Origin of the sequence: Anabaena sp. 90 (genome assembly GCF_000312705.1) — a bacterium.
Lineage (GTDB): Bacteria > Cyanobacteriota > Cyanobacteriia > Cyanobacteriales > Nostocaceae > Dolichospermum > Dolichospermum lemmermannii.
Map to the genome: position 1 here is coordinate 435,685 of NC_019427.1, position 23,263 is coordinate 458,947.

Genomic DNA, 23,263 nt, shown 5'->3' on the forward strand with positions numbered 1-23,263 from the left:
AAGTCAAAACTAATATTGTCGGGTTAAATTTGCATCAGTCTTCTAGTAACTATTCATCATAATTAGTGATTGAAAAAAAAGTAATTAAGAGAGGAAATTGATTAAAACCCGTTTCTAGATAAATCGCAATAAAGTCCCCAACCCATCACCAAAACCCGATAAAATACCCAAATAACATCTTACAAAATAGCCATTTATCCGGGGAATAAATTCCCCGTCTCATAGTTAAAGTCGGTTAAAACCGACTAGGAATTGAAGTTATTAATTAATTGGATTCAGCCCAATTTTTTGCCCAAGCTAGAGTTTTATGAACTTCTTCCAGAGTTGCGGCTTCACAATAAAGACGTAAAACTGGTTCAGTTCCGCTAAATCTAATCATTAACCAACTTTGATCAGCTAGACGGAATTTATAACCATCAATTGTTTGACAACCAATGACTTCTTTACCCGCAATTTCTGTCAAAGGTTGGGATTGCAACTGTTTTAATAGTCGCCCTCTAACTTCCATATTTGCTAAAGGTAAATCAATGCGATCATAGCTGGATGAAAAGTTCGTTTGTTGTTGTAAATAGCGATAATATTCACCTAAATCTAACCCTGATTCCACAACTGCTTCTAATACATAAAGTGCCGATAATAAAGCATCGCGTTCGGGAATATGGCTACCATAACCAATGCCACCGGATTCTTCACCACCTAGTAATACCTGGGTGGCTAACATTCGGTCAGCAATGTATTTATAACCTACTGCTGTTTCATGGATAGAAAGGTTGTGTAATGCGGCTACACGGGGCATTAAGTCCGAACCGCTGACAGTTTTGACGATTTCGCCCTGAAAGTTCCGCCGTAGGGTTAAATGGTCAATTAAAATGGGAATTAAGACTTGGGAACTGAGGAAATTAGCATCTTGATCTACTGCCGCAATGCGATCGCAATCTCCATCAAATACCAAACCCACAGTTAAACCGGTTTTATGGGTTTGCCGATGGGTTTTCATAACTGTAAATAGTCGGGAAAGATACTTTGGTAAAGGTTCAGGCGCACCACCTTCAAATAGAGGATCACGATCGCTATTAATTTCCTTAACTTGTTCCCCTAATAATCGGGCTAATCCCCCAGCCGCTGCCCCGTGCATGACATCCACAAATATTGTTAACTTGCCAGTTGCGATCGCTTCTTTGATTTTGTCAATATCAACTTTAGCCGCCAATGCTTGACAATAACTCGGCCAAGGATCAAAGGTTTCTTCCTTACCTGAAATCGCTGCTGGGGCAACTTCTTCTGATAATAAAGCCTCTATCTCTTGAGTAACTTCCGGTGGCACTGAACCTCCAAAAGCACTTTTAACTTTTAATCCTAAATATGCACCAGGATTATGACTAGCTGTCACAACTAATGCCCCTAACGCCTTGAGTTCTTTAGCCGCCCAACTGTAAGCTGGAGTTGGGGCAAAAGTTTCGCTAAACAGGACATCAAAACCCACTGCGGTGACGGCATTGGCAACCACACGGGCAAACTCTTCCGCCATAAATCGGCGGTCATAACCGACAATAATCGTCCTGCTACCTACTTCCGAAAAGTAAGTATTATGTAAAACTTTGGCTGCTACGGTTGCGACTAATGCCAGACGTTCAAAGGTAAACTCCTCACCTATCACACCCCTCCAACCATCTGTACCAAACTTGATTGGGTTAGTTACAACTGACATAAAAATATCCTAAATTTCTAATTCAGGATTCTAGCATTAGTCAGTTGTCAGTTGTCAGTTGTTAGTAGGGGCGAAGCATTTGGAAGATAAATTATCGGTCATTGCCAAAAATAGTTCTCCAAATGCTTCGCCCGTACAGTTGTCAGTGGTCAGTAGGGGCGAAGCATTTGGAAGATAAATTATCGGTCATTGCCAAAAATAGTTCTCCAAATGCTTCGCCCGTACAGTTGTCAGTTGTCAGTTGTCTATTTCCTTTGACTCAACAAAGAAATCGCCATTGGTAAAATCCGATGCTCTTGGATTTGAATTCTCGCGTGTAGTGTTTCTGATGTATCATCTGGTAAAACCGGAACAGCCGCTTGAATTAAAATTTCACCACTGTCAACTTCTAAAGAAACAAGATGTACAGTACAGCCCGTAATTTTGACTTTAGCAACCAAAGCCTGTTCTACAGCTTGCACTCCTTTAAAACTCGGTAATAAGCTGGGATGGATATTAATCATCCGATTAGGAAAAGCGTCAATTAAAACTTGTGTTACTAATCGCATCCATCCTGCCATAATCACAAATTCCACATCATACTGCTGTAATGTTTGGGCAACTTTATGATCAAACTTTTCCCGATTTTTATAGTCCCGATGATTTAACAATACAGATTCTACACCCCAATTTTCAGCCCTAATTGCTGCCTTTGCCCCAGGATTATTGTAAATTAGAACTTGAATTTGGGCGTTAATTTTACCATCGGCAATGGCTTGGGCAATTACTTCAAAGTTACTACCATTCCCAGAAGCCATAATTCCTAGTTTCAAAGGCTGATTCGAGGAAACTTGGTGATGATAAATATCAGGATAAATGAGACTATCAGTAGTATTTAGTGGGGAATCGTAAATCATAGACAATAATTATTTTCACAAAATTTTTGAAAGTCGAGATTTTCAGATCCCCGACTTCTTAGAGAAGTCGGGGATCTTGTTATTTAAAATTCTCGTCTTAAGAAAATAATAATGGCGATCGCTAACAACATAAAACTATAAAGCAAACCATATCCCGCATTGGTAATTAATGTAATTGGATCAGGTAGTGCTTGCAAACCGTAAACAGCATCATTTTTTAAATCTAATCTAGATAAATCTGGCAAAATTAGATATAAACTTTGGGTAATGCGTTCCATAGCGGGGTTCTGACTCAATTTACCTAATGCCACTAGATCTTGAGTAATATTCCCCATTAAATACACTGCAAATGTTAGGGCTGTGGCTATCAGTGAACTGGTAAAAATGCCCAAAGTAATGGCTACGGCAGTAATTAAACATAATTGAAAAAAGATGAATAGCGTAGCCAGAAAAATGCTAGTAACCGGATAGGATACTTGACCAAGTTGTAAGAATCCTAAATAAATTATTGTCATTGCGGTAATGAGGACAGCGATAACTGCTGATAACCCTAAATATTTACTAGCAATAAATTCACTGCGGCTGATGGGTTTGGCAATTAATACTAAGATAGTCCGTTTTTCGATTTCTTTGTTAACTAATCCTGTGCCGATAAATATAGCCACAATTAAACCAATGACGTTCATGGTTGCCAAACCAAAGTCTAAAAAGATTTTATCAAAAGCAGTGACAGTAAATTCGGGAATGGCACGGAAGGCAATACCCAGGATAATGGCATAAAAACCGATGATGTACAGAATGCGATCGCGGATCACTTCCTGAAATACATTCTTAGCCATGACGACAGTTCTCATTACATTCATAGTAATTGCTTGTTTCTTCCTTATTGTTGTGCTGGTGGAGAACCCATGATAAATTTACTTGTGCGATCGCAAGTCAGACGGGCAATGGTGTTTTTATTATCTGTTTGTTTACCAGAGTTAGATGGTTCTATCAAACAAGATTTTTTCCAGTAATATCCTTGAGAGTTGGCGCCAGGTCCCCCCCAAATTGTCAAAATATCTAGTCTATATCCAGATTTAATATTGACTACACGGGGTTCAACTCGCCATAATAGCCTTTCTTGAGATTGACCTAAATTACTATTAATCGTTCTTCTCCCCAAGTTTCCTAGTCGCGGTTTAGCTTCTAGTAACCATTTTTCCACTTCTGACCAAGGTTTATTGGCAATTTGTTGATTAACTAAAGGTTGTAATTTATTTAAGATCAAATCACCAGTTTTCGGCTTTTTGGCTGGTGGTTCTAATCTAATCACAAAAGCACTTTTTTGAAAATTATCTGCTCGTAAACTAGGATATTCTTTTAACCATTTATCTATGACAAAGTAAAACTGAAGCCAACAACTAATTAGCATACACCAAGCTAATAAAACTACAACTTTTTGACGATCTTGTAATTTAGGAAGTTTGGCTTTTGCTAATTTTCCACCTGTACCTTCAAAGAAATTAGGTATGGCTGTAACTATGGCAGCTATTGTTGGCCAAATAACTATCGTATTCGGTGTTAATACACCTTCTTTGTGTCCAAAAGCAAAGATACTCACTAAAAATCCCGTTGTTACTGCCCCCACTGGCATAAAAGTTCCCGGAACTCTTAAAGGATCATCGGTAGTATACCAAGCTGTTCCTGCTAATAAAAATAGCCAACCACAAAAGGCAATAATATCTTTGATATACCCTAGGGCAAAATATGATATTCCCCAAGAAAAAATACTCAAATAAATTAATGTTTGCCACGAGTATGCTTTAGCAGGTGTCAGAAATTTTTGCACTCCTGCAAATAAATCCTGAATATATTTAAATATGCCACGTATTTCCTTCAATAAAAAGTTCATGAGATTACCTCTAATTAATGCAATGATGAATATTGATCATTTTATCGAGAGCGAGCGAATTAGGATAATGAAGGTTATGGCAGTGTAACTGAGTGAATTGGCTATTAAGGTTGCAGTTATTAAATTAGTATTTTGCAACTTAGCCATATTCATATAACTGGCTCTTTGCTGTGAAGAAATGATTTCTGTTTCTGTTTTTTTTCCTCCTTCTCCCATAAAAATTATGAGGATCTTCATTAGTAAAAATTTCACTAAAAAAGTCGCTATGAAAATAGTAAATGACAATAAAACTATCATTGTGCCAATGCTAGGATCTTGAAGTTTATTAAAAAATACATAATTAATCAATTCTTTTTTGATAGCGATAGATAATATTGGTTCGACTGTGAAAAACACAATCCAGCCAATTACACTCGAGAAAACATTTAAGGCTATAGCATAAAAAATGCTGGTTCTTTTATCAAACTTCAGCCATCTATTCAGAATATAAGCTTCTAGGGGAATGGCAATTAGTAAGAATAATATCTCAAAAAATATCGCCCCAATGGGCAAAATTATAGGTAGTGATAATTCATCAGACATAATGGTAACAACAAGGAGATTTTAGGAGTTAGTTAGATCCCCGACTTCTTGAAGAAGTCGGGGATCTGGGGATTAGTTGTACAGAGTATAACTGAAAGAATACGGATAATCGGCAATTATCTCATTCTTCTGACATTTATGATCTGAGTGCGCCAAGATATTTAGATAATTATATTATACATTTATCAAACTGTAATACGCAGATAAAAAACCGCACATTCTAGACTCTAGTTTCGTTAAGATAAGGAATTGCCACTTTATAGCTTTTCAAAATATGACAAGGAACGGTATCGGTATTCGCACAGCGCAAGTGCGTTCTGAGCGGCTTACGGGTCAAATTCACGTCTATGATGGTATTGGGAAAGGTAAGTCCCAAGCAGCTTTAGGAGTGGTTTTGCGCTCGATTGGTTTGGGCATTAATACACCCAGTGATTCTAGCCGGGTTTTATTGCTGCGGTTTTTGAAGGGTCCAGAACGGGATTATGATGAAGATGGAGCGATAACTGCTTTACAGCGAGGGTTTCCCCATCTTATTGATCAGGTTCGCACAGGAAGAGCGGAGTTTTTTGGCCATGATCAAATTACACCTTTTGATCGAACTGAGGCTGCACGGGGCTGGGATGTAGCCAAAGGTGCGATCGCTTCCGGGTTGTATTCAGTAGTTGTTTTGGATGAAATTAACCCGGTTTTGGATTTGGGTTTGTTATCGGTGGAGGAAGTGGTAAACACGTTAAAATCTAAACCCCAAGAATTGGAAATCATTACGACTGGACGCGCTGCACCACAAGCATTGTTAGATATTGCGGATTTGCATTCGGAAATGAAACCCCACCACCACCCCACAGCCGCAGAACTCTTTATTGAAGGGATTGAAATTTATACAGGTGCAGGTAAGGGTAAATCTACCAGTGCTTTGGGTAAGGCTTTGCAAGCTATTGGGAGAGGTATCAATCATCCTGGTTCTACCCGTGTATTAATTATGCAGTGGCTCAAAGGTGGGAGTGGCTATACTGAGGATGCAGCTATAGCGGCTTTACAGCAATCTTATCCTGAAGTGGTAGATCATCAACGGTGTGGACGTGATGCCATTGTTTGGCGGAATTCTCGTCAAGATTTAGACTATATAGAAGCGGAGAGGGGTTGGGAAATTGCCAAAATTGCGATCGCTTCTGGTGTGTATAAAACTATTATCCTCGATGAACTCAATCCCACTGTGGATTTAGAATTGTTACCTGTTGATCCCATTGTTCAAGCTTTGTTACGTAAACCCCGTGATACGGAAGTGATTATTACTGGGCGCTGTCAAAATCAACCGGCTTATTTTGATTTGGCTAGTATTCACTCTGAGGTTTATTGTCATAAACACTACGCAAATCAAGGTGTGGAATTGAAACGGGGGGTTGATTTTTAAACCGATAATATCCCCGACTTCTTAAAGCAGTCGGGGATCTAGTTTTTAGTTTTTGTTTGGATTGAGAAAACCCAACCCAAAAATCACTATTAATGATGATCTTCTTGATTTAACCAAGTTACTAAATCAGCAATTTCGGAAATATTAAACAACGCTGCACCTAAATTTTCTAGATGTTCAACCGATAAGACTTTTACTCTTTCAAGTATTTCAGAATCAAGTTGTCCAAAGCGTTGATTAAGTAACATTAGACAAAATTTAACTGCCTCTTTTTGTTCTCCTTTTCCTTCTCCCTTCTGCAAAATATCCTGATAAATTACTGATTCTTGCATAATATCCTCACTTAACAATTGACGAATAAAATCTTTTTCAAACCGTAACCCGGCTAAAATCTCTGTGTAAGCTGCAATATCCTGTTTAGTCTCCCTATCTGCAATTTTAGCAACATTATTAGCAATTTGGGATAATAAACCTTGGGGTGAATTTGTCCGGGTTAATGGTGCTAATGGTAATAATGCCAGATTATGCAAAAATAATTCTGGTTCTTCTTCCCACATTCTGATCACACGATAACGGTGTCTGGTTGTTTCGTTAACATATTCTTCAGTAAAAACAATTGGATCATCTGTTTCTTGTAAGAAAATCACTACTTGGGTTACAGGAACTTGATATGTACGGATTAATCTCACTGAATAGTCTAACTCCCTAAAAGGAATGGGAGGTTTAGATTGTGGGTTGGTTTGAAATTCAATATGTAAAATGCGATTTTCTGTTTGTAGGAAGGTGACAAAATCAGCGCGAATTGGTTCTATACTCAATTCGGTTTTTAAGACTTTGATGGTTTTTGGTTCTTGGGGAAGTAACCATTTAGCAAAATCAAAGGGATATTTTTCTGCTAGTAGTTTACAAACGTTGTCAAAACTCATAGGGTTATAAAGTTAAATTGTCAAATTGTCAGAATCAGGATATCCAGGATTTAAGGATTTACAGGATGTTTGTTTGAGTTGTGTTTTTAGGGTTTGAGGATTTATAGGTAACGCTAGGTAAACAAGATTGAAATTTTCATAATTTTGTTAAGTAAATTTCTATTCCAAAGTTTCTTCTTTAGTATTTTAGAAATTCCTATTTTTAAAATTTAAAAAATGAGCAAATTTTTCTAAAAAATTATCAATCAATCGTATGTAATCATCCTCATTAATAGTTGAACCTTCTTCAATGCCTTTAAATACATTCTCAATACTTGTTTGAACTATATTACTAATATGTTCTTCACTTTGCTTCTGGTCTATGAAAAACCTCAATTCATCTAAGGCATTTTTGAATTTATTAATATTTTTTTGCTGAGATTCTTTAATTTCTGAAATGCTATTTTTGCATAAATCAATATTTATATTTGATTCTATTTTATCTCGCTCCATAACATCAAAAGAATATTCTTTACAAAAATCATTACCGATATAGTCATTGGATAGTAAAACTAAAAATTTAAATGTACTAAATAACTCAACATATCCATAAATTATTTTTTCTGTGGAACTTCCTTTAATAAAGAGTTGATGTAATATTTTAAAACTATCATTGGTAGTTGTAAATGTTCTATCAGGATAATAGTAAAAAACACAATTTTCTTGACTATCACCTAAAATGTAAGGTAGAAGATGTGAGATATTTTCTCTATTACCACCATTCTGCATATAGAAACTTATGATCATCTTACATATAGCTCGAAAAGTTGTATTATTTGCATTATACAAAATTTTACCGAAGATGGTTACAAATTCCGATCCTGTTTGAAGTTTTTCTACGGTTATATGCCTAATTCCCAACTGAAGAGTTAATGACATCTTTTAGATCATAAAATCATTGAGATTAATAACTTTATTAAATCCTGCAAATCCTTAAATCCTGTACTTCGACTTCGCTCAGTAACCGGATATCCTGATTCAGACAAATTAAATATCAGGTTCAACACCCAACTTTCTTAACTGTTCTATCAACCTTTCCTTTTGTTCTATTGGAGTCAAAACCCAATTACCAGAAATATCATACCAGCGTAACCAAGGCTGCTGAATATTATTATAAGTTCCCTCCCAAACTCCCAAACCTAATTCTATTTCTGGTATCCAAAAACGAGAATTTGATGATGATAAATCTATTTCCGCATAACGACCACCATCTAATTTAAACATTCTAAACTCATACTTGTAACGGTCAAAAATAGCATAATAGGGAATCCTTAAAATCTGTTCATAAACTTCCCATTTTGTAGGCGGTTTTTCCACATTCCGCAAAGTCTGTCCTAAATCTTCCTTTTCAGTTCCTGGTGATAGTAATTCAACTATAATAAAAGGAGTAATTCCCTCTTGCCAAATTACATAACTTAAACGTAAATCACCATTTTTATAAAGAGGAGAAACATCCACAGATACAAACCAATCTGGTCTTTTGTACCATGTGGGATGATGAGGATCATAATAGAGGTTCAGATCACTAGCGGTAAATATTTTGTTGCTAGGATAGGTAGGAGAATTAAAAGTTTCGTCTAATAAACGAGGTTGTAATAAATGAAATTGATCAGGCAAACCTTTCTCCTCTGGATCTTCACTTTTGAGATCATACATCGTTGGTAACACTTCTTGGGGTGAACGGGGTGGGTCTGTTTGATACATAGTAGTATTCCTGGAAAATATACTTTATTGTGTGTTTACAGTGTCTTTAAACCCACGCAGGTGGATTTATAATTTAGAGGAGCATGAATAATATGACCATAGACAATAATACTTTGGATTTAGTGACTGGAGGATTAGCAATGATTATTTTGGTAGGTGGGATGTTAATGATGTTTACTACCATTTTCAGCACTAAAAAATAATCAATTACCTCACCCAGTATTTCTGGGTGATCAATAATATCAGTTAAGAAACATCAGCACCAAAGGCTATTCTAATTACCCAAAATATCATTAAAGTGGCGATCGCTAACCAATCCCCTGTTATTAACTTTAACTCTTGCCATTTAACTCGATGTTCATTGGGACTAGTAAAACCCCTTACCATCATCGCATTTGCCATTTGTTCCGCCCTTAAAAGCAGATTTTCTAATAATCTCTCAGTCACAATTAACCAAACTTTTGCCCCTCCTTTTAATCCTAGCTTTTTCCAATTAATTGCCCTAGTCATTACCGAACGCACTAGGTTTTGGATTTCTTCTAAAACTAGGGGAATAAACCGCAAAGATAAAGTTAACGTCAGGGTAATTTCTGTAACGGGAATATTGAACCTTCTCAACGGCTGCATTAAACTTTCCATTCCCGAAGTAATTTCTTCTGGTGCAGTTGTGAGTAAATATAAATTAGTGCTGTAGATTAATGTAAAAACTATTGTACTCAAGCTAATTGCCAAATCCAAAGAACGGCGATTTACTTTCACAAATCCTTTATTAAATAGCACATAGCTATATTTTTTATGACTATCTGCTATTACTGGGGTAACTTGGGTCTTTTTCTCACTTATTGGTTGGGTGAGGATTTGTTCATTTGCAGGTAAGCGAGACTGATAACTTACACCTAATCCATCAGGACTAATGGAGGCAATGACTAATACCATAAATGATAATATCAACAACCAGCCCATTTGTTGTCGCCATACTCGCAGAGGAATTTTGGCAAATACAGTAAAAGTAATTAGCAGTAATACCAATAATACCCGCCAATAGTTATTAGCGACAATATAGCTACTCAGAAAGCTCAATAACCAAATTAACTTAACTCGCGGGTCGAGTTTATGTAACCAAGTTTGCGGTTCTTCTAAGTAAAGTCCGAGAGGAAGCGATCGCAATAAATCCATATTTTGTCAGTTGTCATTGGTCAGTTGTCAGTTGTCAGTAAGCCACCCAGAAATAAAACTCCGGTCTAATAGCTAAAGTACGTTAAAACGCACTCTGATTAACTCAAAATCAAAAATTATCCTATTTCTAGAATAAATAAACATAAAACAGTCGGTTTTAACCGACTTTAGCTTTTAGACAGGGAATTTATTCCCTGGCTTCCTTTTTGGCTTCCTTTTTGGCTTCCTTTTTGGCTTCCTTTTTGGCTTCCTTTTTGGCTTCCTTTTTGGCTTCCTTTTTGGCTTCCTTTTTGGCTTCCTTTTTGGCTTCCTTTTTGGCTTCCTTTTTGGCTTCCTTTTTGGCTTCCTTTTTGGCTTCCTTTTTGGCTTCCTTTTTGGCTTCCTTTTTGGCTTCCTACTTCCTAACTGACTCCTGACTCCTTACGTTTCCTATTTTACACGAGTAGCGCGGTTTGGACCGCCAATTTCCACGTCTCGAACTTTCTTACTGCGCCAAAATAGCCGAATGGGTGTACCTTGAAAGCCTAACTGTTTGCGGAATTGGCGTTCAATGTAACGGCGATAATTATCATTAAAGCGGGTATTGTCATTAACGAACAGCGCGATAGAAGGAGGCTGACTACTCACCTGAGTACCATAGTAGATCTTACCCTGACGACCGCCCCGTGAAGTCGGTGGTGAATGCCAACTGATAGCATCTTCTAGCACTTCATTAATTACTGATGTACTCACACGGCGTTTGTGTGCCTCAGCCGCTGTATTTACCAATTCTAAAATCTTTTCTACCCGTTGTCCCGTAACAGCACTAACATAAATGGTATCTGCCCATTCTGTAAAGTGTAAGCGTGATTCTAATTCTTTTGCATGATCATAAATGGTATACGAGTCTTTCTCAACAGCATCCCACTTGTTGACAACAATAACACAAGCGCGACCTTCTTCTAAGACGCGACCTGCTAATTTTTGATCCTGTTCAGTTACGCCATCTACCGCATCAATCACTAATAAAACCACATCAGAACGGCGAATAGCTTTGAAAGCGCGGTTAATACTGAAAAATTCTGTCCCGTATTCTATATGTTTCTTTTTGCGAATACCAGCAGTATCAATTAACCTATAGGTTTGATCACCTCGTTCAACTACTGTATCAATTGTATCTCTAGTTGTTCCAGAAATAGGACTGACAATAGCTCTATATTCACCAACAAACGCATTGAGTAGGCTGGATTTGCCTACATTTGGTCTACCAATAATGGCAACTTTAATTTCCTTATTTTCCTCTTCTTCTACTATCAGAGGAATGTGATTCATTAACTCATCCAGGATTTCCCCTGTCCCACTACCATGAATCGCGGAAATGGGGAAAGGTTCACCTAGTCCCAATTCCCAAAATTCAGCAGCTTGAATCACCCCTTGATCTGGAGATTCACATTTATTCACAGCCAGTAATACGGGTACTGGTTGTTGACGTAACCATTCAGAAATTTCTTCATCTGCGGGCATCAAACCAGCTTGTCCATCCACAACAAAAATAGCAGCACAAGCTTCTGAAAGTGCTGTTAACGCCTGTTGGCGAATCATGGGGAGAAATTCGGTGTCATCATTAAAAACCAAGCCACCTGTGTCCACTACCACAAATTCCCGATCATTCCAAAAAGCTGGACGATAGGTGCGATCGCGTGTTACCCCTGGTTCATCATGGACTATTGCCGTTTGATCTCCGGCAAGACGATTTACAAAGGTAGATTTGCCCACATTGGGGCGGCCGATAATTGCAACAATTGGCAATGGCATAAACTAGAGTTCTTTAGTGCTGAGTGTGTAGGTGTGCTGAGTTTTGTCTCTACGTTCTTCACCCAGCACTGTTTTAGAGAACTATTTATTGTACCATGGTTTTTGATAATTAGGAGTTTTTGAAAAAGTTGTCTGTCAGGGTAGGGAACTCTTAACTCTTAACTGGGAACAGTTTTGTTCTAAAAATCTGCAATTAGAAATAATTAAATTTGTCAATACTGTAGCCAAATTAGGATGGTTCAAAGGCTGTATAAGCATTGTGAGTACGACCAAGTGAGGTCAACTGCGATATTTAGAGAATTTTTTGTGTCAACATACGAGCTATGTAGACTGGTTCAGGAAGATTGTCTTTGCGAGCTAATTTTGTTATTTTGGGGTTACTATGTCTTTAAGTACGAAATTTTGTTATGAGATTCAATATTTATGGTCACATAGTATTAAACTTTGTTTGTGTTAACTATTTTATTTTTGAACACCATGTTCATCAACCAAAAAGTTTGTATAGCTATCGCTGGTGCTACCTTGGCTGGGATGATTGCTTCTGCTTCCCCTGCTGGTGCTGTTGTTTTTACCTATAATGGTTCAAAGTACGATGTAACTACGCACAGTTTCAATGGCAATGATGCTTTTTCCGGCACAAACGCTTTGAACAGTCCACTTAATGCGTTGTGGGGAAATAAATCTCTTGCTAATGGATTGGCTAGTGTTGTTGGTTGTCAATTAGGCGGTTGTTACGTGAATCCGACTGACATAAATGGGAATGATTGGGCAGGAGCGTACTTCGCTTATGCAACCCAGACTGAACACGTACCTGGAAAGACGAACACTATTCTAAGTTTAGCGTCAATACAGCCGAACAATTCAACCCAACTTCCATATATAGATGAAGTTCAACACTCCTACAACATAGGTAACTGGAATAATCCCAACCGATGGTTCGCTACAGCTGTGGCTGTGCCTGTGCCTTGGGATATTTCAGGGAGTGGTACTATTCTTGGTTCTATAACAGGAATTGGTCTTGGTGTAGGGTTAAAGCGATTAAAAAGCAAAAAAACATTAACAATAAGTTAAGTTGGCGTTAAAAATTCAATCTATATAACAATACCTTGTCCAAATCGAAAAAACTCTTGATTTGTAGGTTGGGTTGACGTATGTTACCCAACAAATGCGTCGGGTTGCGCTGTCGCTTAACCCAACCTACAAAAAATGGACTTTTTGTCAGTTGTCAGTTGTTAGTAGGGGCGAAGCATTTGGAAGATAAATTATCGGTCATTGCCAAAAATAGTTCTCCAAATGCTTCGCCCGTACAGTTGTCAGCATTTGGAAGATAAATTATCGGTCATTGCCAAAAATAGTTCTCCAAATGCTTCGCCCGTACAGTTGTCAGCATTTGGAAGATAAATTATCGGTCATTGCCAAAAATAGTTCTCCAAATGCTTCGCCCGTACAGTTGTCAGCATTTGGAAGATAAATTATCGGTCATTGCCAAAAATAGTTCTCCAAATGCTTCGCCCGTACAGTTGTCAGTGGTAATAATTCTTGCCTGTTCCCTGTTCCCTGTTCCCTGTTCCCTTTCACTCAACTATTGTAGCGATCGCTTCGTCAATTCCAGAAGATACACTAGGTAATTCCAGACAATATCCCGCACCGTAGACAGTCTTAATGTAGCGTGGATGACGAGGATCTGGTTCGAGTTTGGTTCTCAAATGACGAATATGCACGCGAATAGTCTCAATATCATCATCAGGATCATAACCCCAAACTTCTCTGAGGATTTCGCTGGGGGAAACGGTTTGTCCATGACGTTGTAGCAAGCAGTGGAGTAACTCAAATTCTAAATGAGTCAATTTCACTGTTGTTTTGAACCAGATAGCCTCAAATCTTTCGGGAACGAGAGTAATCGGTCCATAGTTGAGAATTTCGCTATGTTTTGCAGCTTGGGGAATCCTGTCCGTGCGTCTTAATAAAGCCCGTACCCGCGCTAATAACTCTTCTAGCTCAAAGGGTTTGGTGAGATAGTCATCCGCACCAGCATTAAAGCCTTCTACCTTGTTTTGAGTTTGGCTTAAAGCAGTTAACATCAATACAGGAATTTCGGAAGTGCGTTCATCCCGACGTAAGCGTTGACAAACTGTAAACCCATCTACTCTAGGTAACATCAGATCGAGCATAATTAAGTCTGGTTGTAGCTGGAGAGCCAGCGCCTGACCTTTGATACCATCTTCGGCTTGACTAACATCGTAGCCCGCCATTTCCAAGTTGACGGCAACAAGTTCTGAAATCGCTGGGTCATCGTCTATGACAAGAATCCTCGGCATTCTTAAAAATTATAACTACTTTATTTAAGGATAATTGACGTTTCCTCGACTACCAAAATTTCGCTTTGCTGATTCTGGGAAAAAGTTGAGGGATTGTGAGATCATGGAGCAAACTCTAGACAGTTGTTTTCCTTGATATATAAAAAGATTACCACCTCAATTATAAAAAATATGTTAAACCTAATATAAATATTAAAAGTAAATGATTGTAATATTTATATGTATAAATACGAGTATTTGCCGCCCTATTTTTTGCAAAATGGCGTGACCATGACGACTTATACAGCTTTATGGGCTAATCGTGATTGGGAGAGTAAAACTACTCACCCAGAACCAAAATACCAGGAAGTCATATTCACAGGTGGTCAAGGTGTGCCAATTTTTGGAAAAGTTGCTATTCCCCCAAATGCCCATGGTACGATTGTTGGCACTTATGGCATTACTGGAGAATTAGACCAACAATGGTTTTTAAGAATTTTGGGACGCAAGGCTTACGCCCAAGGCTATGCTGTGGTGTTATTTGATTGGCGGGCGCATGGTAAAACCGCAGAATTATCGCCAACATTGACTTCTGATGGTTTGTATGAAGGGGAAGATTTTGTCAGAATTGCGGAAACTGCGGCAAAAATGGGTTGTCCTTCGCCATTTTGGTTTACGGGCTATTCTTTGGGGGGACAATTGGCGTTGTGGGGAGTGAAAGCCGCAGCGGATTTAGCACCTAAAGACATTGATATTGCAGGTGGGGCGGTGATTTGTCCGAGTTTGGATTCGTTCCGTTCATTGACTTATTTGGTTACACACCCCTTTGGTAAATATATTGAATCTCGCATTGCTAAGGAATTGAAAAAACTGGCCTGGAAAATTCATGCTGTTTATCCTGAATCTATGCAACCAGAAGCTATTGCACGGGCTAATAGTATTTGGGGATTTGATGAAGAATTGGTGATTGAACGTTTGGGTTTTGCCACCGTCGCTGATTATTATCAAGCCAGCAGTGGGTTAGAATTATTACCTAAATTGTCCAAACCAACTTTAATTTTATATGCTGCTGATGACCCTTTATTTGATCCTGCCATTATTCCTGATTTAGAAGCCGCTGCTACGAAAAACCCTGACATAGATTTATTACTGACTCGCTACGGTGGCCATGTTGGTTATGTGAGTAGCAAAAAATGTCAAAATCAATATGAAGATCCTGATCAATGGTGGGCTTGGAATCGTGTTTTAGAGTGGATAGAAACAAGCCGTAGCCAAAAAATTGAAAATGGTTCTATGCAAAAAAGTAAAGTTTAATTATTAGCGATTGTGTTTAATTTTAATTGGCTACCTGCACCTAAAAAATTAGATTTGTTATTAAATGATGTGCATATTTGGCGCATTAATTTAAATTCATCAGAATCACAATTACAATTTTTTCGAGAAACTTTATCTAGTGATGAAATTGCTCGCGCCCAAAGGTTTTATTTTCCTGAACATCGGCAAAGATTTATTGCTGGACGTGGCACTCTCCGCGCCATTTTAGGGCAATATTTGGGTATTGATCCCAAACAAGTAGAATTTGAATATCAGCCCCGTGGTAAGCCTTTATTAGCGGCTAAATTTGCTGATCAAGGATTATTATTTAACTTATCTCATTCCCAAGATTTGGCTTTGTGTGGAGTAAGTTATCAAAATCAAATTGGTGTGGATTTAGAATATATTCGCACTATGTCTGATTTGGAAAGTCTGGCAAAACGGTTTTTTTCTTTTAAAGAATATGAACATCTGCGACTTATTTCTCCCCAAGAACAGCAACAAATATTTTTCCGTTATTGGACTTGCAAAGAAGCTTATTTAAAAGCCACAGGAGATGGTTTAGTACAGTTAGAAGAAATTGAAATATCTTTAACACCAAATCAACCAAGTCAATTACTTGTATCAGGAGATTGGAATTTAAGAGAATTAACACCAGCAGAAAATTTTGCGGCTGCGGTTGTAGTTGCAGGTAGCAATATTAATTTGCATTGCTGGGAATATTACTGAAAAAGAGTTCAGAAGTGAGAATCAATTATTGGGGATACTGAATTCTTTTTTATTCCTTCTTCTGACTTCTGACTCCTATTCTAGATACTTTCTATTTCAAAATCGCGTAAGTGGGCTTTAAATTTTTTGCCAAACTGCACTAAAAAAGGAAAGTTAGCACTCACGGGTCTACCCTGCCATTGGGTGACAATAGCCACTATTTCTCCTTCTGTACCTTTGATGTCAAAAGCCTGACCGCGATGTTCAGGATGATGATAAACTACTACTGATTCTTTCACTTGCACGCGATCGCCTACTTTCATAATATCTTATGTATCTAACTTTTTTTGTTCCCAAACCATCTCCACAGCTTTTTTGAATATAAAATCCAGCATGATTTAATGGCAAACTCAATTTTACAACACATCGCGCTATTCAGCCGTGGAACAAACTTGTATATTTCTTATTAAGATGATTGGTAATTGGTAATTGGTAATGGGTAATTGGTAATTGGTAATGGTAATACTCTTTTCCCTACCTCCCCTACCTCCCCTACCTCCCCTACTTCCCCTACCTCCCCTACTTCCCCTACTTCCCCTACCTCCCCTACCTACTCCCTACCTACTCCCTGCCTGGACAGAATTCTCGCACCTTTTGGGGAAGTTGCCGACAGACTTGTGAGAATGATTGGGGAGATAATTGCCACCAAGCAAATAAACCGACAGTGGTACTTCCCAGCAACAAAACTAATAATCTCGCAAATAGTCCCAAACCTTTGCTTCTAGATGGTTTTATCGGTGCTGTCTGTGCTTCTGTCAGACTTAAATCAAGCAGGGCTTGGGAACTTGCGGCTAAATCTGTTTCTATGGATGCTGTGATAATTAATGCTTCTGAATCGGGAACAGCTAAGGGTTGGGGAGGAATAATTTCTGCCGGAGGTGCGGGGATAATTGCCATTGAGGATGGTTTGGCCACACGACAAAGGGTCAATACTACAGATATATTATCTTGGCCATTCTTTTCATTGGCGAGTTTAATTAATTCCTGGGTAGCATCTGCTATGTCTAAATCGCCTGTAAGCACGGGAATTGCGTAGTCTTGCCAGGATTGTTCGACTAAATTGCGATCGCTTAAACCATCGGAACACAGCAATAAAATCCCATCTTCTTCTATGATAAATCGTTGAATCGAAAAGTTGAGAAATTCGGCTTCTTTTGTGCCTAGTGCTTGGGTCAGGGCTTTGGCTTCTGGGATTTGCAATGCTTGACGATATAAAGTTTTCCCTAAACCAACTTTTCGTTTTACCATATCATCATCTACAGTCAGAAGTTGACAATAATTCTGGGTTATCCAATAAACCCGACTATCACCAATATGGGCTAAATAAAGTTCGTGGGAATTTTCTAATTGTTCTCCTCTTTGGGGGATTTGCAATGACATGATTAAGGTTGTGGCCATGCGTTCTTTGCCCTGGCGTTTTTCCTCGTCATTGCGCGACCATATCACATTATTAACGACTCGCAAACAAGACTCTATTTGTTGATATAATAAATCCGGAGTTAATAGTTCTGTTTGTTGTCCTATCTCTGTTAATAAAGCCCGCATTTGCAATTTGAGAGACTGCAAAGCTAATTGACTCGCAACTTCACCACCTTCATGGCCACCAATACCATCACAAATAATTGCTAGTCGTGGTTGTAATTGATCATCTATATCTCTCGGATGACTGGGATAACAAGCATCTTCATTATGTTTAATAACAGTTCCAGGATCTGTTGCCCCGGCTATGGTTAAATATAAAGGTAAGTCGGCGGCTGTTGTTAGCAATAATTCATTGAGTTGAGTATTGATGATCTGTAAATCAATTTCTGGTTGACACATTAACTCAACTATGATGTTTAGTTTTTCGGCAATTGTGGTTTTGGCTATTGTCACCCAGTTCCGCCAAGAATTACCTAAATCTTGTAAAGTTGGTGGTTCTGTACTTTGATGCAGTTCTAATAACCGAATACACCAACCTTGCACACATAAATTATCTGCTAATAGTAAACTTTGGGCAACTCCTAATTTTGATAAATGTGTCCATAGTTGGAGAATTTGCCATAACCAGTAAACTTGTCTGACGGGAGATGCTTGTTCCCAGGAGTCGGTAATTTTCGGGTAAATGCAGCCTGTTTCATCTATGGGGGCATTTTCTAGCAGTAAAATATCACCATATATTTCTGCTAAGGAAGTAAACCCATAAGCTTGGGGAATATGTAAACGTTGTGAATATAAGCTGAGATAGGGAATAACGATATTTGGCAGTGGGGCAGGTATATGTGGTAGGGTTGCAGGTTTGGTATCTAGCCAAATTTGTGGGTTGATGACTTCATATCTGTCTGCTACTTTTGTTCCTGGGGGAATTTCTGCTACTTGGTTGCCAGTTGCCCGGAGATAGCGGTAAATTAGGGGAGTGTGACAGCGATCGCAAATAGTATCCCCCACAGAGTTAATTGGTTGATCACATTCTGAATTTGGGCAATTAATAATCCGTTGAGTAGAAAGCATAATTAAATTGATGATTAGTTTTTTATGTAAATATTCACTGTATTGATGTATCTAATCTCAAGTTAAGATGGAACTGCATGGAATCAGATTTTAAGAATATTTGAACGCAGATGAACGCAGATAAACGCAGATAAACGCAGATAAGGATGGATCAATAGATTTCATGATTCTTTGCAGTCTCTCATAAAATTAGTACGAGTAAATCTATTGTAAGGGAAAAGCGTTATGCCAAGTTTTACCTTAATTTGGCTGTTAGCAGGGTCGGTTCTGTGTTTAACGGAACTTTCTTTACCATCAGCTTTTGTTTCTTTCTTCATTCCTTCTTCCTTCCTTCCTTCATTCTGACTCCTGACTCCTGACTCGGTGACTCCTTGACTCGACATTTTGTACACAGTCCAAAAAACTCTAGAGTGTGATAAAACACTTTAAATTGATGGCTGGTTTGTAATTGGTTTTCGAGTTCATGGACAGGACATTGATGAATGGGAATGGAAATACCGCATTGTAGGCAGGTGAGATGGTGTTTATCCTGTTGTGTTAAGCTATATAAGGCTTCCCCATTTGCCAAAGTTCGCACTTGCACTAAGCCTTCTAATTTGAGAGCATCCAAGGAACGGTAAACTGTTGCTAAACCCATGCTTTGTTTGAGATTACGTAGTTCTACGTAAATATCCTGGGCAGAAATGCCTTGTTTAAGATTTTGTAACAGGTTTAAAATCCGTTCTTGACTACGAGTATGTATGGCTCTCATAAATGTTTGTTAAATTTGTATCTATGTAGGGGGAATTCATGAATTACTTCTACTCCTGATTATATTTTCACTCAGTTAGACCATAAAAGTTATAGGATAGCGATCGCAGCATTCAGCAAAAAGCCTGTGCAAATAAAATATATAGCTAAAATTTTCGTGACACTTAGGACTTCAGTTTTAGATCCTGCTGGTGTGGCTGTACAATCTGGCCTCAAACAAATGGGATACGACAACGTGGAACAGGTGAGAATTGGTAAGTACATTGAGTTAACTATTGTCGCACCTGATGAGATGAAAGCGCGTCGAGACTTAAATCAAATTTGTGATCAAATGTTATCAAATCCTGTCATCGAAAATTATCGCTTTGACTTGATTGAGGTAGAATCACAAACTGGCGTATTTTGAAATGGGTAATGGGTAATTGGTGATTGGTGATTGGTAATGGGTAAGAGGGAAAATTCTTGCCTTTTGCCTATTCCCTGACAACTGACAACTGTACGGGCGAAGCATTTGGAGAACTATTTTTGGCAATGACCGATAATTTATCTTCCAAATGCTTCGCCCCTACTGACAACTGACAACTGTACGGGCGAAGCATTTGGAGAACTATTTTTGGCAATGACCAATAATTTATCTTCCAAATGCTTCGCCCCTACTAACAACTGACAACTGACAAACAATGAAATTCGGTATTTTAGTTTTTCCAGGTTCTAATTGTGATCGTGACGTTGCCTATGTTACTAGAGATTTACTAGGACAACCAACGCGCATGGTTTGGCATCAAGAGACAGATATTAGTGATATAGATGTAGTGATTGTCCCCGGTGGCTTTAGTTATGGGGATTATTTGCGTTGTGGGGCGATCGCTCGCTTCTCTCCTGTGATGCAGCAAGTAATTGACCATGCACAACAAGGTAAATTTGTCTTGGGTATTTGCAATGGGTTTCAGGTATTAACTGAGGCTGGTTTATTACCTGGGGCATTGGCTAGAAATCAAGATTTGCACTTTATTTGCGATCGCTCTCCCTTGAAAGTTGAGCGTAATAATTTACCTTGGACTCAAGGTTATCTTGAAGGGGAAATCATCACTTTACCCATTGCCCACGGAGAGGGGCGATTTTACAGTGACGAAACCACTTTAGCAGAAATCGAAGCCAACGGACAAGTTTTATTTCGTTATCAAACAAATCCCAACGGTTCACTCAACAACATTGCGGGGATTTGTAATCTGCAAGGCAATGTTTTGGGGATGATGCCACATCCAGAACGAGCAGCAGATTCCGCGTTAGGGAATAGCGATGGTTTGCGTTTGTTTGAGGGGTTGTTGGGGAAGGTAGCGGCTTTGGTGTAATAGATTCCCGGCTTCTGAGTGGAGTCGGGGATTTTTATATTTACTATACTTGGTATCAAATTCTTTTATTATTATTAGTATTCATTACATCAACTAAACATTTTTTAAGAACACAGATGGAGAAACATGAAAGAAATTACTAAGTTTCTCGATTTGTTCAATAGTTAGAGGTTGTTCTCCTGACAAAATATCAGATATTATAGTTTCATCGGCAAAAATTGGCATTAAATCTTTGGGTTGTAAATTCAATTCTGTCATTAATACTTTTAATAGTTCTACTCCATAAATATCTGCTACAGGATAATTTTCTTCTTCATATTCAGATACTACTAATCCTAATAAATGCAGATAATCTCGTTCGTCAGGAGTTAGCCTTTCTTGATCTAATAAAGAATCAATAATATTTTGAGTTATGGCTAATTCTTCCTCTGAGGTAATTTTTCTGGGAGGAAAAGCAGTGATCAATTCTACATAAGTTTTAGGTGTACCAAGGGTCTTGTTTCCAATTTTGTTTGTCATATTCTGCATGGGTAAGGATATGGCGAATATACACTTCTTGATATTGATAGTCTACTAAAGCGATCAGTCGGTAATTGTTCCCACTAACGTTGAAAACGGTGAAGTTACCAACTAAATCCGCAGATGGGAATACTTGACGTAATTGAACAAAGTTTTCCCATTTGGCTTTATTAACAATTTTATACCATGTTTCTAGATTTGATTCAGATTTTGGATGCTGCTGCGAAAATTCTTTTAATCTCTTTTTGCTGATAATGTGCATATCTAGACGTTAAGCAATTTTTTGATAAACAACATTAATTTTAGGTTGAGATATTTCTGTTTCTTGAGTGTCAAATAAATTAGCATCAACTCGAATACAATTATTCAAAACATTAACAGGTAATAATTCTGTTACTCCTAAAATATCTACAGAATAACCATCCCTGATAAAAACAGTAATAATTTCTTGAGAACTTTTCACTAAGGTAGCTTCTAAATCTAGAATTTGTCCTTCTTCTTGCAAAAGTTGTAAAAAATCTGAAGAAGAAATAGTCGTATTCTCTTGATTATTTAAAATAGACGTTAAACGATTTCCTAATAATCCGGTAGCATCTATTTCAGTAATCAGCCATTGTGATTCAAGATAGGTTTTAGCTAAGTAATTGACAATGATATAAACGCGATTTTCTATTTTTTCCTCTGGTTGAATAACTAAGGTAAAAGCCGATTTTTGGAGGTTATTCATAGAATTTGTGGTTGTTTACTGCGAGTGGGAGTACCACCTGTTATATTAGCAAGCCAAAGATGTTGATGAGGCGGTGGTAAATGATCAGGGCGGAGTGTACCATTAGGATATGTCGGACTAGTAAAGTCAATATCTCGCACTGGTTGACCATTGGTATCAAATTCTCTAGCTTGATAAACTCTTTGATGGTATTGATCCCATCTTAATCTGGAATGGGCTGCTTGTGCTAAAGGATCGGCTACGGGTTCACCAAATCTAGGAGGTCTTTGACTTTGATAAACTGGTGTTCCATCCGCATATCTGGAATGGATTTTGTCAGACACTAATTAGAGGTTGTTTGAAAAGTATTAGATGAAACCGATAATCTCTAGAAACCTAACCCCCCTTCCCCCCTTCCCTACAAGGGAATGGGGGTTTCAAAGCCTCTCCCCGCGTCGGGGAGAGGTTTGGAGAGGGGTTTATTTATACATTAAAAACTTTTCAAACATCCTATAAATTATGACTAATGATACAATCAGAACAGTTATTTGGGTAAATTCTGCCAAAGAAGAGCTTCTAGAATTTCCTGAAGATGTAATTGATGAAGTTGGGTATATTCTCTATCGCGTGCAAACTAATCAAACTCATCCTAACAGGGTGTTTGAAAAGTCTAATTTATTACTTGCAAGGGCGACTAGAAGTCGCGGAACTACACAGACGAAACCCACCTATTCCTTCGGAACGCTACGCGAACGTGGGTTCAAAAGCCTTGATTTTTCGTTAGTCCACGCAGGTGGACTTTGTTTGTGTAGTAGCGATTTCTAATCGCCGGAAACTTTTCAAACATCCTCTTAGTTAATAAACTATCTTTCTTGTTTTATCTATTAAGGAACGCAAATTTAATAACCTGCAATTCTGATGTAACCTGGAATGGTGC

29 protein-coding genes and 1 pseudogene are annotated in these 23,263 nt (G+C 38.2%); 11 read left to right on the forward strand and 19 right to left on the reverse strand.

Annotated elements, in window-relative coordinates; genetic code table 11:
* Window positions 1–265 precede the first annotated feature (265 nt).
* Entirely contained in the window at window positions 266–1,708 is a 1,443-nt protein-coding gene (locus ANA_RS01995; protein ID WP_015078374.1) for a phosphoglucomutase/phosphomannomutase family protein, read from the reverse strand.
* 122 nt (window positions 1,709–1,830) lie between these two features.
* Between ANA_RS01995 and ANA_RS23975 the strand changes: the two genes are divergently transcribed.
* A complete protein-coding gene (locus ANA_RS23975) occupies window positions 1,831–1,992 on the forward strand; it encodes a hypothetical protein (protein ID WP_235081926.1) in 162 nt (53 codons plus the stop codon).
* Here ANA_RS23975 and purN read toward each other — a convergent pair.
* The 4 genes from purN to fraC all read right to left on the reverse strand — a co-directional run bounded on the left by purN (window position 1,954) and on the right by fraC (window position 5,080).
* Entirely contained in the window at window positions 1,954–2,604 is a 651-nt protein-coding gene (gene purN / locus ANA_RS02000) for a phosphoribosylglycinamide formyltransferase (protein ID WP_015078375.1), read from the reverse strand. The two genes, ANA_RS23975 and purN, sit on opposite strands and share 39 nt — an antisense overlap.
* A gap of 83 nt (window positions 2,605–2,687) precedes the next feature.
* Entirely contained in the window at window positions 2,688–3,467 is a 780-nt protein-coding gene (locus tag ANA_RS02005; RefSeq protein WP_015078376.1) for an ABC transporter permease, read from the reverse strand.
* Between the two features lie 20 nt (window positions 3,468–3,487).
* On the reverse strand, window positions 3,488–4,498 hold the full coding sequence (fraD, locus tag ANA_RS02010) for a septal junction protein FraD (RefSeq protein ID WP_015078377.1): 1,011 nt from the start codon (window positions 4,496–4,498) through the stop codon (window positions 3,488–3,490).
* A gap of 36 nt (window positions 4,499–4,534) precedes the next feature.
* The gene (gene fraC / locus ANA_RS02015) at window positions 4,535–5,080 is read right to left on the reverse strand and encodes a filament integrity protein FraC (RefSeq protein WP_015078378.1); all 546 of its coding nucleotides are present in this window, start codon (window positions 5,078–5,080) and stop codon (window positions 4,535–4,537) included.
* A 274-nt stretch (window positions 5,081–5,354) separates the two neighbouring features.
* Here fraC and ANA_RS02020 point away from each other — a divergent pair, with 274 nt between their 5' ends.
* Complete coding sequence (locus ANA_RS02020) at window positions 5,355–6,491, forward strand: cob(I)yrinic acid a,c-diamide adenosyltransferase (RefSeq protein ID WP_015078379.1); 1,137 nt, start codon at window positions 5,355–5,357, stop codon at window positions 6,489–6,491.
* Between the two features lie 89 nt (window positions 6,492–6,580).
* On the opposite strand, the gene ANA_RS02025 is transcribed toward ANA_RS02020, so the two are convergent.
* From ANA_RS02025 to der, 5 genes are all read right to left on the reverse strand, one after another.
* Complete coding sequence (locus ANA_RS02025) at window positions 6,581–7,417, reverse strand: DUF4351 domain-containing protein (RefSeq protein ID WP_015078380.1); 837 nt, start codon at window positions 7,415–7,417, stop codon at window positions 6,581–6,583.
* Between the two features lie 186 nt (window positions 7,418–7,603).
* Window positions 7,604–8,335 (reverse strand): hypothetical protein, encoded by a 732-nt coding sequence (locus ANA_RS02030; protein WP_158310498.1) that lies wholly within the window; start codon window positions 8,333–8,335, stop codon window positions 7,604–7,606.
* Between the two features lie 108 nt (window positions 8,336–8,443).
* A complete protein-coding gene (locus ANA_RS02035) occupies window positions 8,444–9,160 on the reverse strand; it encodes a Uma2 family endonuclease (RefSeq protein ID WP_015078382.1) in 717 nt (238 codons plus the stop codon).
* A gap of 246 nt (window positions 9,161–9,406) precedes the next feature.
* Complete coding sequence (locus ANA_RS02040) at window positions 9,407–10,336, reverse strand: energy-coupling factor transporter transmembrane component T family protein (protein ID WP_015078383.1); 930 nt, start codon at window positions 10,334–10,336, stop codon at window positions 9,407–9,409.
* Between the two features lie 429 nt (window positions 10,337–10,765).
* Window positions 10,766–12,130, reverse strand: a complete 1,365-nt coding sequence (gene der, locus ANA_RS02050; RefSeq protein ID WP_015078384.1) for a ribosome biogenesis GTPase Der — start codon at window positions 12,128–12,130, stop codon at window positions 10,766–10,768.
* Between the two features lie 450 nt (window positions 12,131–12,580).
* On the opposite strand from der, the gene ANA_RS02055 reads away from it, so the two are divergent.
* From ANA_RS02055 to ANA_RS25545, 3 genes are all read left to right on the forward strand, one after another.
* The gene (locus ANA_RS02055; protein ID WP_015078385.1) at window positions 12,581–13,201 is read left to right on the forward strand and encodes a hypothetical protein; all 621 of its coding nucleotides are present in this window, start codon (window positions 12,581–12,583) and stop codon (window positions 13,199–13,201) included.
* An 80-nt stretch (window positions 13,202–13,281) separates the two neighbouring features.
* Window positions 13,282–13,461, forward strand: coding sequence for a hypothetical protein (locus ANA_RS26810; protein WP_041457552.1), 180 nt, complete (start codon window positions 13,282–13,284; stop codon window positions 13,459–13,461).
* Window positions 13,462–13,563: 102 nt separating this feature from the next.
* Window positions 13,564–13,758: a hypothetical protein gene (locus tag ANA_RS25545; RefSeq protein WP_148279012.1), complete on the forward strand. Its 195-nt coding sequence runs from the start codon at window positions 13,564–13,566 to the stop codon at window positions 13,756–13,758.
* On the opposite strand, the gene ANA_RS02065 is transcribed toward ANA_RS25545, so the two are convergent.
* Window positions 13,705–14,448 carry a response regulator transcription factor gene (locus tag ANA_RS02065; RefSeq protein ID WP_015078386.1) on the reverse strand — a complete coding sequence of 248 codons (744 nt, stop codon included), beginning with the start codon at window positions 14,446–14,448 and terminating at the stop codon, window positions 13,705–13,707. The two genes, ANA_RS25545 and ANA_RS02065, sit on opposite strands and share 54 nt — an antisense overlap.
* A 219-nt stretch (window positions 14,449–14,667) precedes the next feature.
* On the opposite strand from ANA_RS02065, the gene ANA_RS02070 reads away from it, so the two are divergent.
* Together ANA_RS02070 and hetI are read left to right on the forward strand one after the other, a co-directional pair.
* Window positions 14,668–15,741 carry a YheT family hydrolase gene (locus ANA_RS02070; protein WP_015078387.1) on the forward strand — a complete coding sequence of 358 codons (1,074 nt, stop codon included), beginning with the start codon at window positions 14,668–14,670 and terminating at the stop codon, window positions 15,739–15,741.
* A gap of 12 nt (window positions 15,742–15,753) precedes the next feature.
* Window positions 15,754–16,470, forward strand: a complete 717-nt coding sequence (gene hetI, locus ANA_RS02075) for a 4'-phosphopantetheinyl transferase HetI (protein ID WP_015078388.1) — start codon at window positions 15,754–15,756, stop codon at window positions 16,468–16,470.
* Between the two features lie 80 nt (window positions 16,471–16,550).
* Here hetI and ANA_RS02080 read toward each other — a convergent pair whose 3' ends face one another.
* A complete protein-coding gene (locus ANA_RS02080; protein WP_015078389.1) occupies window positions 16,551–16,772 on the reverse strand; it encodes a ferredoxin-thioredoxin reductase variable chain in 222 nt (73 codons plus the stop codon).
* 298 nt (window positions 16,773–17,070) lie between these two features.
* Window positions 17,071–18,999 (reverse strand): protein phosphatase 2C domain-containing protein, encoded by a 1,929-nt coding sequence (locus ANA_RS02085; RefSeq protein WP_015078390.1) that lies wholly within the window; start codon window positions 18,997–18,999, stop codon window positions 17,071–17,073.
* A 225-nt stretch (window positions 19,000–19,224) separates the two neighbouring features.
* On the opposite strand from ANA_RS02085, the pseudogene ANA_RS27265 reads away from it, so the two are divergent.
* A pseudogene (locus tag ANA_RS27265) lies at window positions 19,225–19,326 on the forward strand (NfeD family protein); the annotation flags it as partial.
* On the opposite strand, the gene ANA_RS02090 reads toward ANA_RS27265, so the two are convergent.
* A complete protein-coding gene (locus ANA_RS02090; RefSeq protein WP_015078391.1) occupies window positions 19,313–19,750 on the reverse strand; it encodes a Fur family transcriptional regulator in 438 nt (145 codons plus the stop codon). The pseudogene ANA_RS27265 and the gene ANA_RS02090 overlap by 14 nt on opposite strands.
* Window positions 19,751–19,876: 126 nt before the next feature.
* On the opposite strand from ANA_RS02090, the gene purS reads away from it, so the two are divergent.
* Window positions 19,877–20,155 (forward strand): phosphoribosylformylglycinamidine synthase subunit PurS, encoded by a 279-nt coding sequence (gene purS, locus ANA_RS02095; RefSeq protein ID WP_041457555.1) that lies wholly within the window; start codon window positions 19,877–19,879, stop codon window positions 20,153–20,155.
* On the opposite strand, the gene ANA_RS28075 is transcribed toward purS, so the two are convergent.
* Window positions 20,135–20,260 carry a hypothetical protein gene (locus tag ANA_RS28075; protein WP_256370264.1) on the reverse strand — a complete coding sequence of 42 codons (126 nt, stop codon included), beginning with the start codon at window positions 20,258–20,260 and terminating at the stop codon, window positions 20,135–20,137. The two genes, purS and ANA_RS28075, sit on opposite strands and share 21 nt — an antisense overlap.
* Window positions 20,261–20,429: 169 nt before the next feature.
* Here ANA_RS28075 and purQ point away from each other — a divergent pair, with 169 nt between their 5' ends.
* A complete protein-coding gene (purQ, locus tag ANA_RS02100) occupies window positions 20,430–21,101 on the forward strand; it encodes a phosphoribosylformylglycinamidine synthase subunit PurQ (protein ID WP_015078393.1) in 672 nt (223 codons plus the stop codon).
* A 93-nt stretch (window positions 21,102–21,194) separates the two neighbouring features.
* On the opposite strand, the gene ANA_RS02105 is transcribed toward purQ, so the two are convergent.
* From ANA_RS02105 to ANA_RS02120, 4 genes are read right to left on the reverse strand one after another with little or no spacing between them, the layout of a single operon-like run.
* A complete protein-coding gene (locus tag ANA_RS02105) occupies window positions 21,195–21,620 on the reverse strand; it encodes a helix-turn-helix domain-containing protein (protein ID WP_015078394.1) in 426 nt (141 codons plus the stop codon).
* On the reverse strand, window positions 21,580–21,882 hold the full coding sequence (locus ANA_RS02110) for a type II toxin-antitoxin system HigB family toxin (RefSeq protein ID WP_015078395.1): 303 nt from the start codon (window positions 21,880–21,882) through the stop codon (window positions 21,580–21,582). The genes ANA_RS02105 and ANA_RS02110 overlap by 41 nt, the downstream gene beginning before the upstream one ends.
* 9 nt (window positions 21,883–21,891) lie before the next feature.
* Window positions 21,892–22,347: a hypothetical protein gene (locus tag ANA_RS02115; RefSeq protein ID WP_015078396.1), complete on the reverse strand. Its 456-nt coding sequence runs from the start codon at window positions 22,345–22,347 to the stop codon at window positions 21,892–21,894.
* Window positions 22,344–22,670, reverse strand: a complete 327-nt coding sequence (locus tag ANA_RS02120; RefSeq protein ID WP_015078397.1) for a hypothetical protein — start codon at window positions 22,668–22,670, stop codon at window positions 22,344–22,346. Before ANA_RS02120 ends, ANA_RS02115 begins: the two co-directional genes overlap by 4 nt.
* A 175-nt stretch (window positions 22,671–22,845) precedes the next feature.
* On the opposite strand from ANA_RS02120, the gene ANA_RS23395 reads away from it, so the two are divergent.
* Entirely contained in the window at window positions 22,846–23,151 is a 306-nt protein-coding gene (locus ANA_RS23395; RefSeq protein WP_015078398.1) for a hypothetical protein, read from the forward strand.
* Window positions 23,152–23,263: the final 112 nt, after the last annotated feature.

Coding starts and splice junctions, on each gene's coding strand:
- ANA_RS01995 (WP_015078374.1), bottom strand. CDS start 1,708: ATGTCAGTTGTAACTAACCCAATCAAGTTTGGTACAGATGGTTGGAGG.
- ANA_RS23975 (WP_235081926.1), top strand. CDS start 1,831: ATGCTTCGCCCGTACAGTTGTCAGTGGTCAGTAGGGGCGAAGCATTTG.
- purN (WP_015078375.1), bottom strand. CDS start 2,604: ATGATTTACGATTCCCCACTAAATACTACTGATAGTCTCATTTATCCT.
- ANA_RS02005 (WP_015078376.1), bottom strand. CDS start 3,467: ATGAATGTAATGAGAACTGTCGTCATGGCTAAGAATGTATTTCAGGAA.
- fraD (WP_015078377.1), bottom strand. CDS start 4,498: ATGAACTTTTTATTGAAGGAAATACGTGGCATATTTAAATATATTCAG.
- fraC (WP_015078378.1), bottom strand. CDS start 5,080: ATGTCTGATGAATTATCACTACCTATAATTTTGCCCATTGGGGCGATA.
- ANA_RS02020 (WP_015078379.1), top strand. CDS start 5,355: ATGACAAGGAACGGTATCGGTATTCGCACAGCGCAAGTGCGTTCTGAG.
- ANA_RS02025 (WP_015078380.1), bottom strand. CDS start 7,417: ATGAGTTTTGACAACGTTTGTAAACTACTAGCAGAAAAATATCCCTTT.
- ANA_RS02030 (WP_158310498.1), bottom strand. CDS start 8,335: ATGTCATTAACTCTTCAGTTGGGAATTAGGCATATAACCGTAGAAAAA.
- ANA_RS02035 (WP_015078382.1), bottom strand. CDS start 9,160: ATGTATCAAACAGACCCACCCCGTTCACCCCAAGAAGTGTTACCAACG.
- ANA_RS02040 (WP_015078383.1), bottom strand. CDS start 10,336: ATGGATTTATTGCGATCGCTTCCTCTCGGACTTTACTTAGAAGAACCG.
- der (WP_015078384.1), bottom strand. CDS start 12,130: ATGCCATTGCCAATTGTTGCAATTATCGGCCGCCCCAATGTGGGCAAA.
- ANA_RS26810 (WP_041457552.1), top strand. CDS start 13,282: ATGTTACCCAACAAATGCGTCGGGTTGCGCTGTCGCTTAACCCAACCT.
- ANA_RS25545 (WP_148279012.1), top strand. CDS start 13,564: ATGCTTCGCCCGTACAGTTGTCAGCATTTGGAAGATAAATTATCGGTC.
- ANA_RS02065 (WP_015078386.1), bottom strand. CDS start 14,448: ATGCCGAGGATTCTTGTCATAGACGATGACCCAGCGATTTCAGAACTT.
- ANA_RS02070 (WP_015078387.1), top strand. CDS start 14,668: ATGTATAAATACGAGTATTTGCCGCCCTATTTTTTGCAAAATGGCGTG.
- ANA_RS02080 (WP_015078389.1), bottom strand. CDS start 16,772: ATGAAAGTAGGCGATCGCGTGCAAGTGAAAGAATCAGTAGTAGTTTAT.
- ANA_RS02085 (WP_015078390.1), bottom strand. CDS start 18,999: ATGCTTTCTACTCAACGGATTATTAATTGCCCAAATTCAGAATGTGAT.
- ANA_RS02090 (WP_015078391.1), bottom strand. CDS start 19,750: ATGAGAGCCATACATACTCGTAGTCAAGAACGGATTTTAAACCTGTTA.
- ANA_RS28075 (WP_256370264.1), bottom strand. CDS start 20,260: ATGCTTCGCCCGTACAGTTGTCAGTTGTCAGGGAATAGGCAAAAGGCA.
- purQ (WP_015078393.1), top strand. CDS start 20,430: ATGAAATTCGGTATTTTAGTTTTTCCAGGTTCTAATTGTGATCGTGAC.
- ANA_RS02105 (WP_015078394.1), bottom strand. CDS start 21,620: ATGACAAACAAAATTGGAAACAAGACCCTTGGTACACCTAAAACTTAT.
- ANA_RS02110 (WP_015078395.1), bottom strand. CDS start 21,882: ATGCACATTATCAGCAAAAAGAGATTAAAAGAATTTTCGCAGCAGCAT.
- ANA_RS02115 (WP_015078396.1), bottom strand. CDS start 22,347: ATGAATAACCTCCAAAAATCGGCTTTTACCTTAGTTATTCAACCAGAG.
- ANA_RS23395 (WP_015078398.1), top strand. CDS start 22,846: ATGACTAATGATACAATCAGAACAGTTATTTGGGTAAATTCTGCCAAA.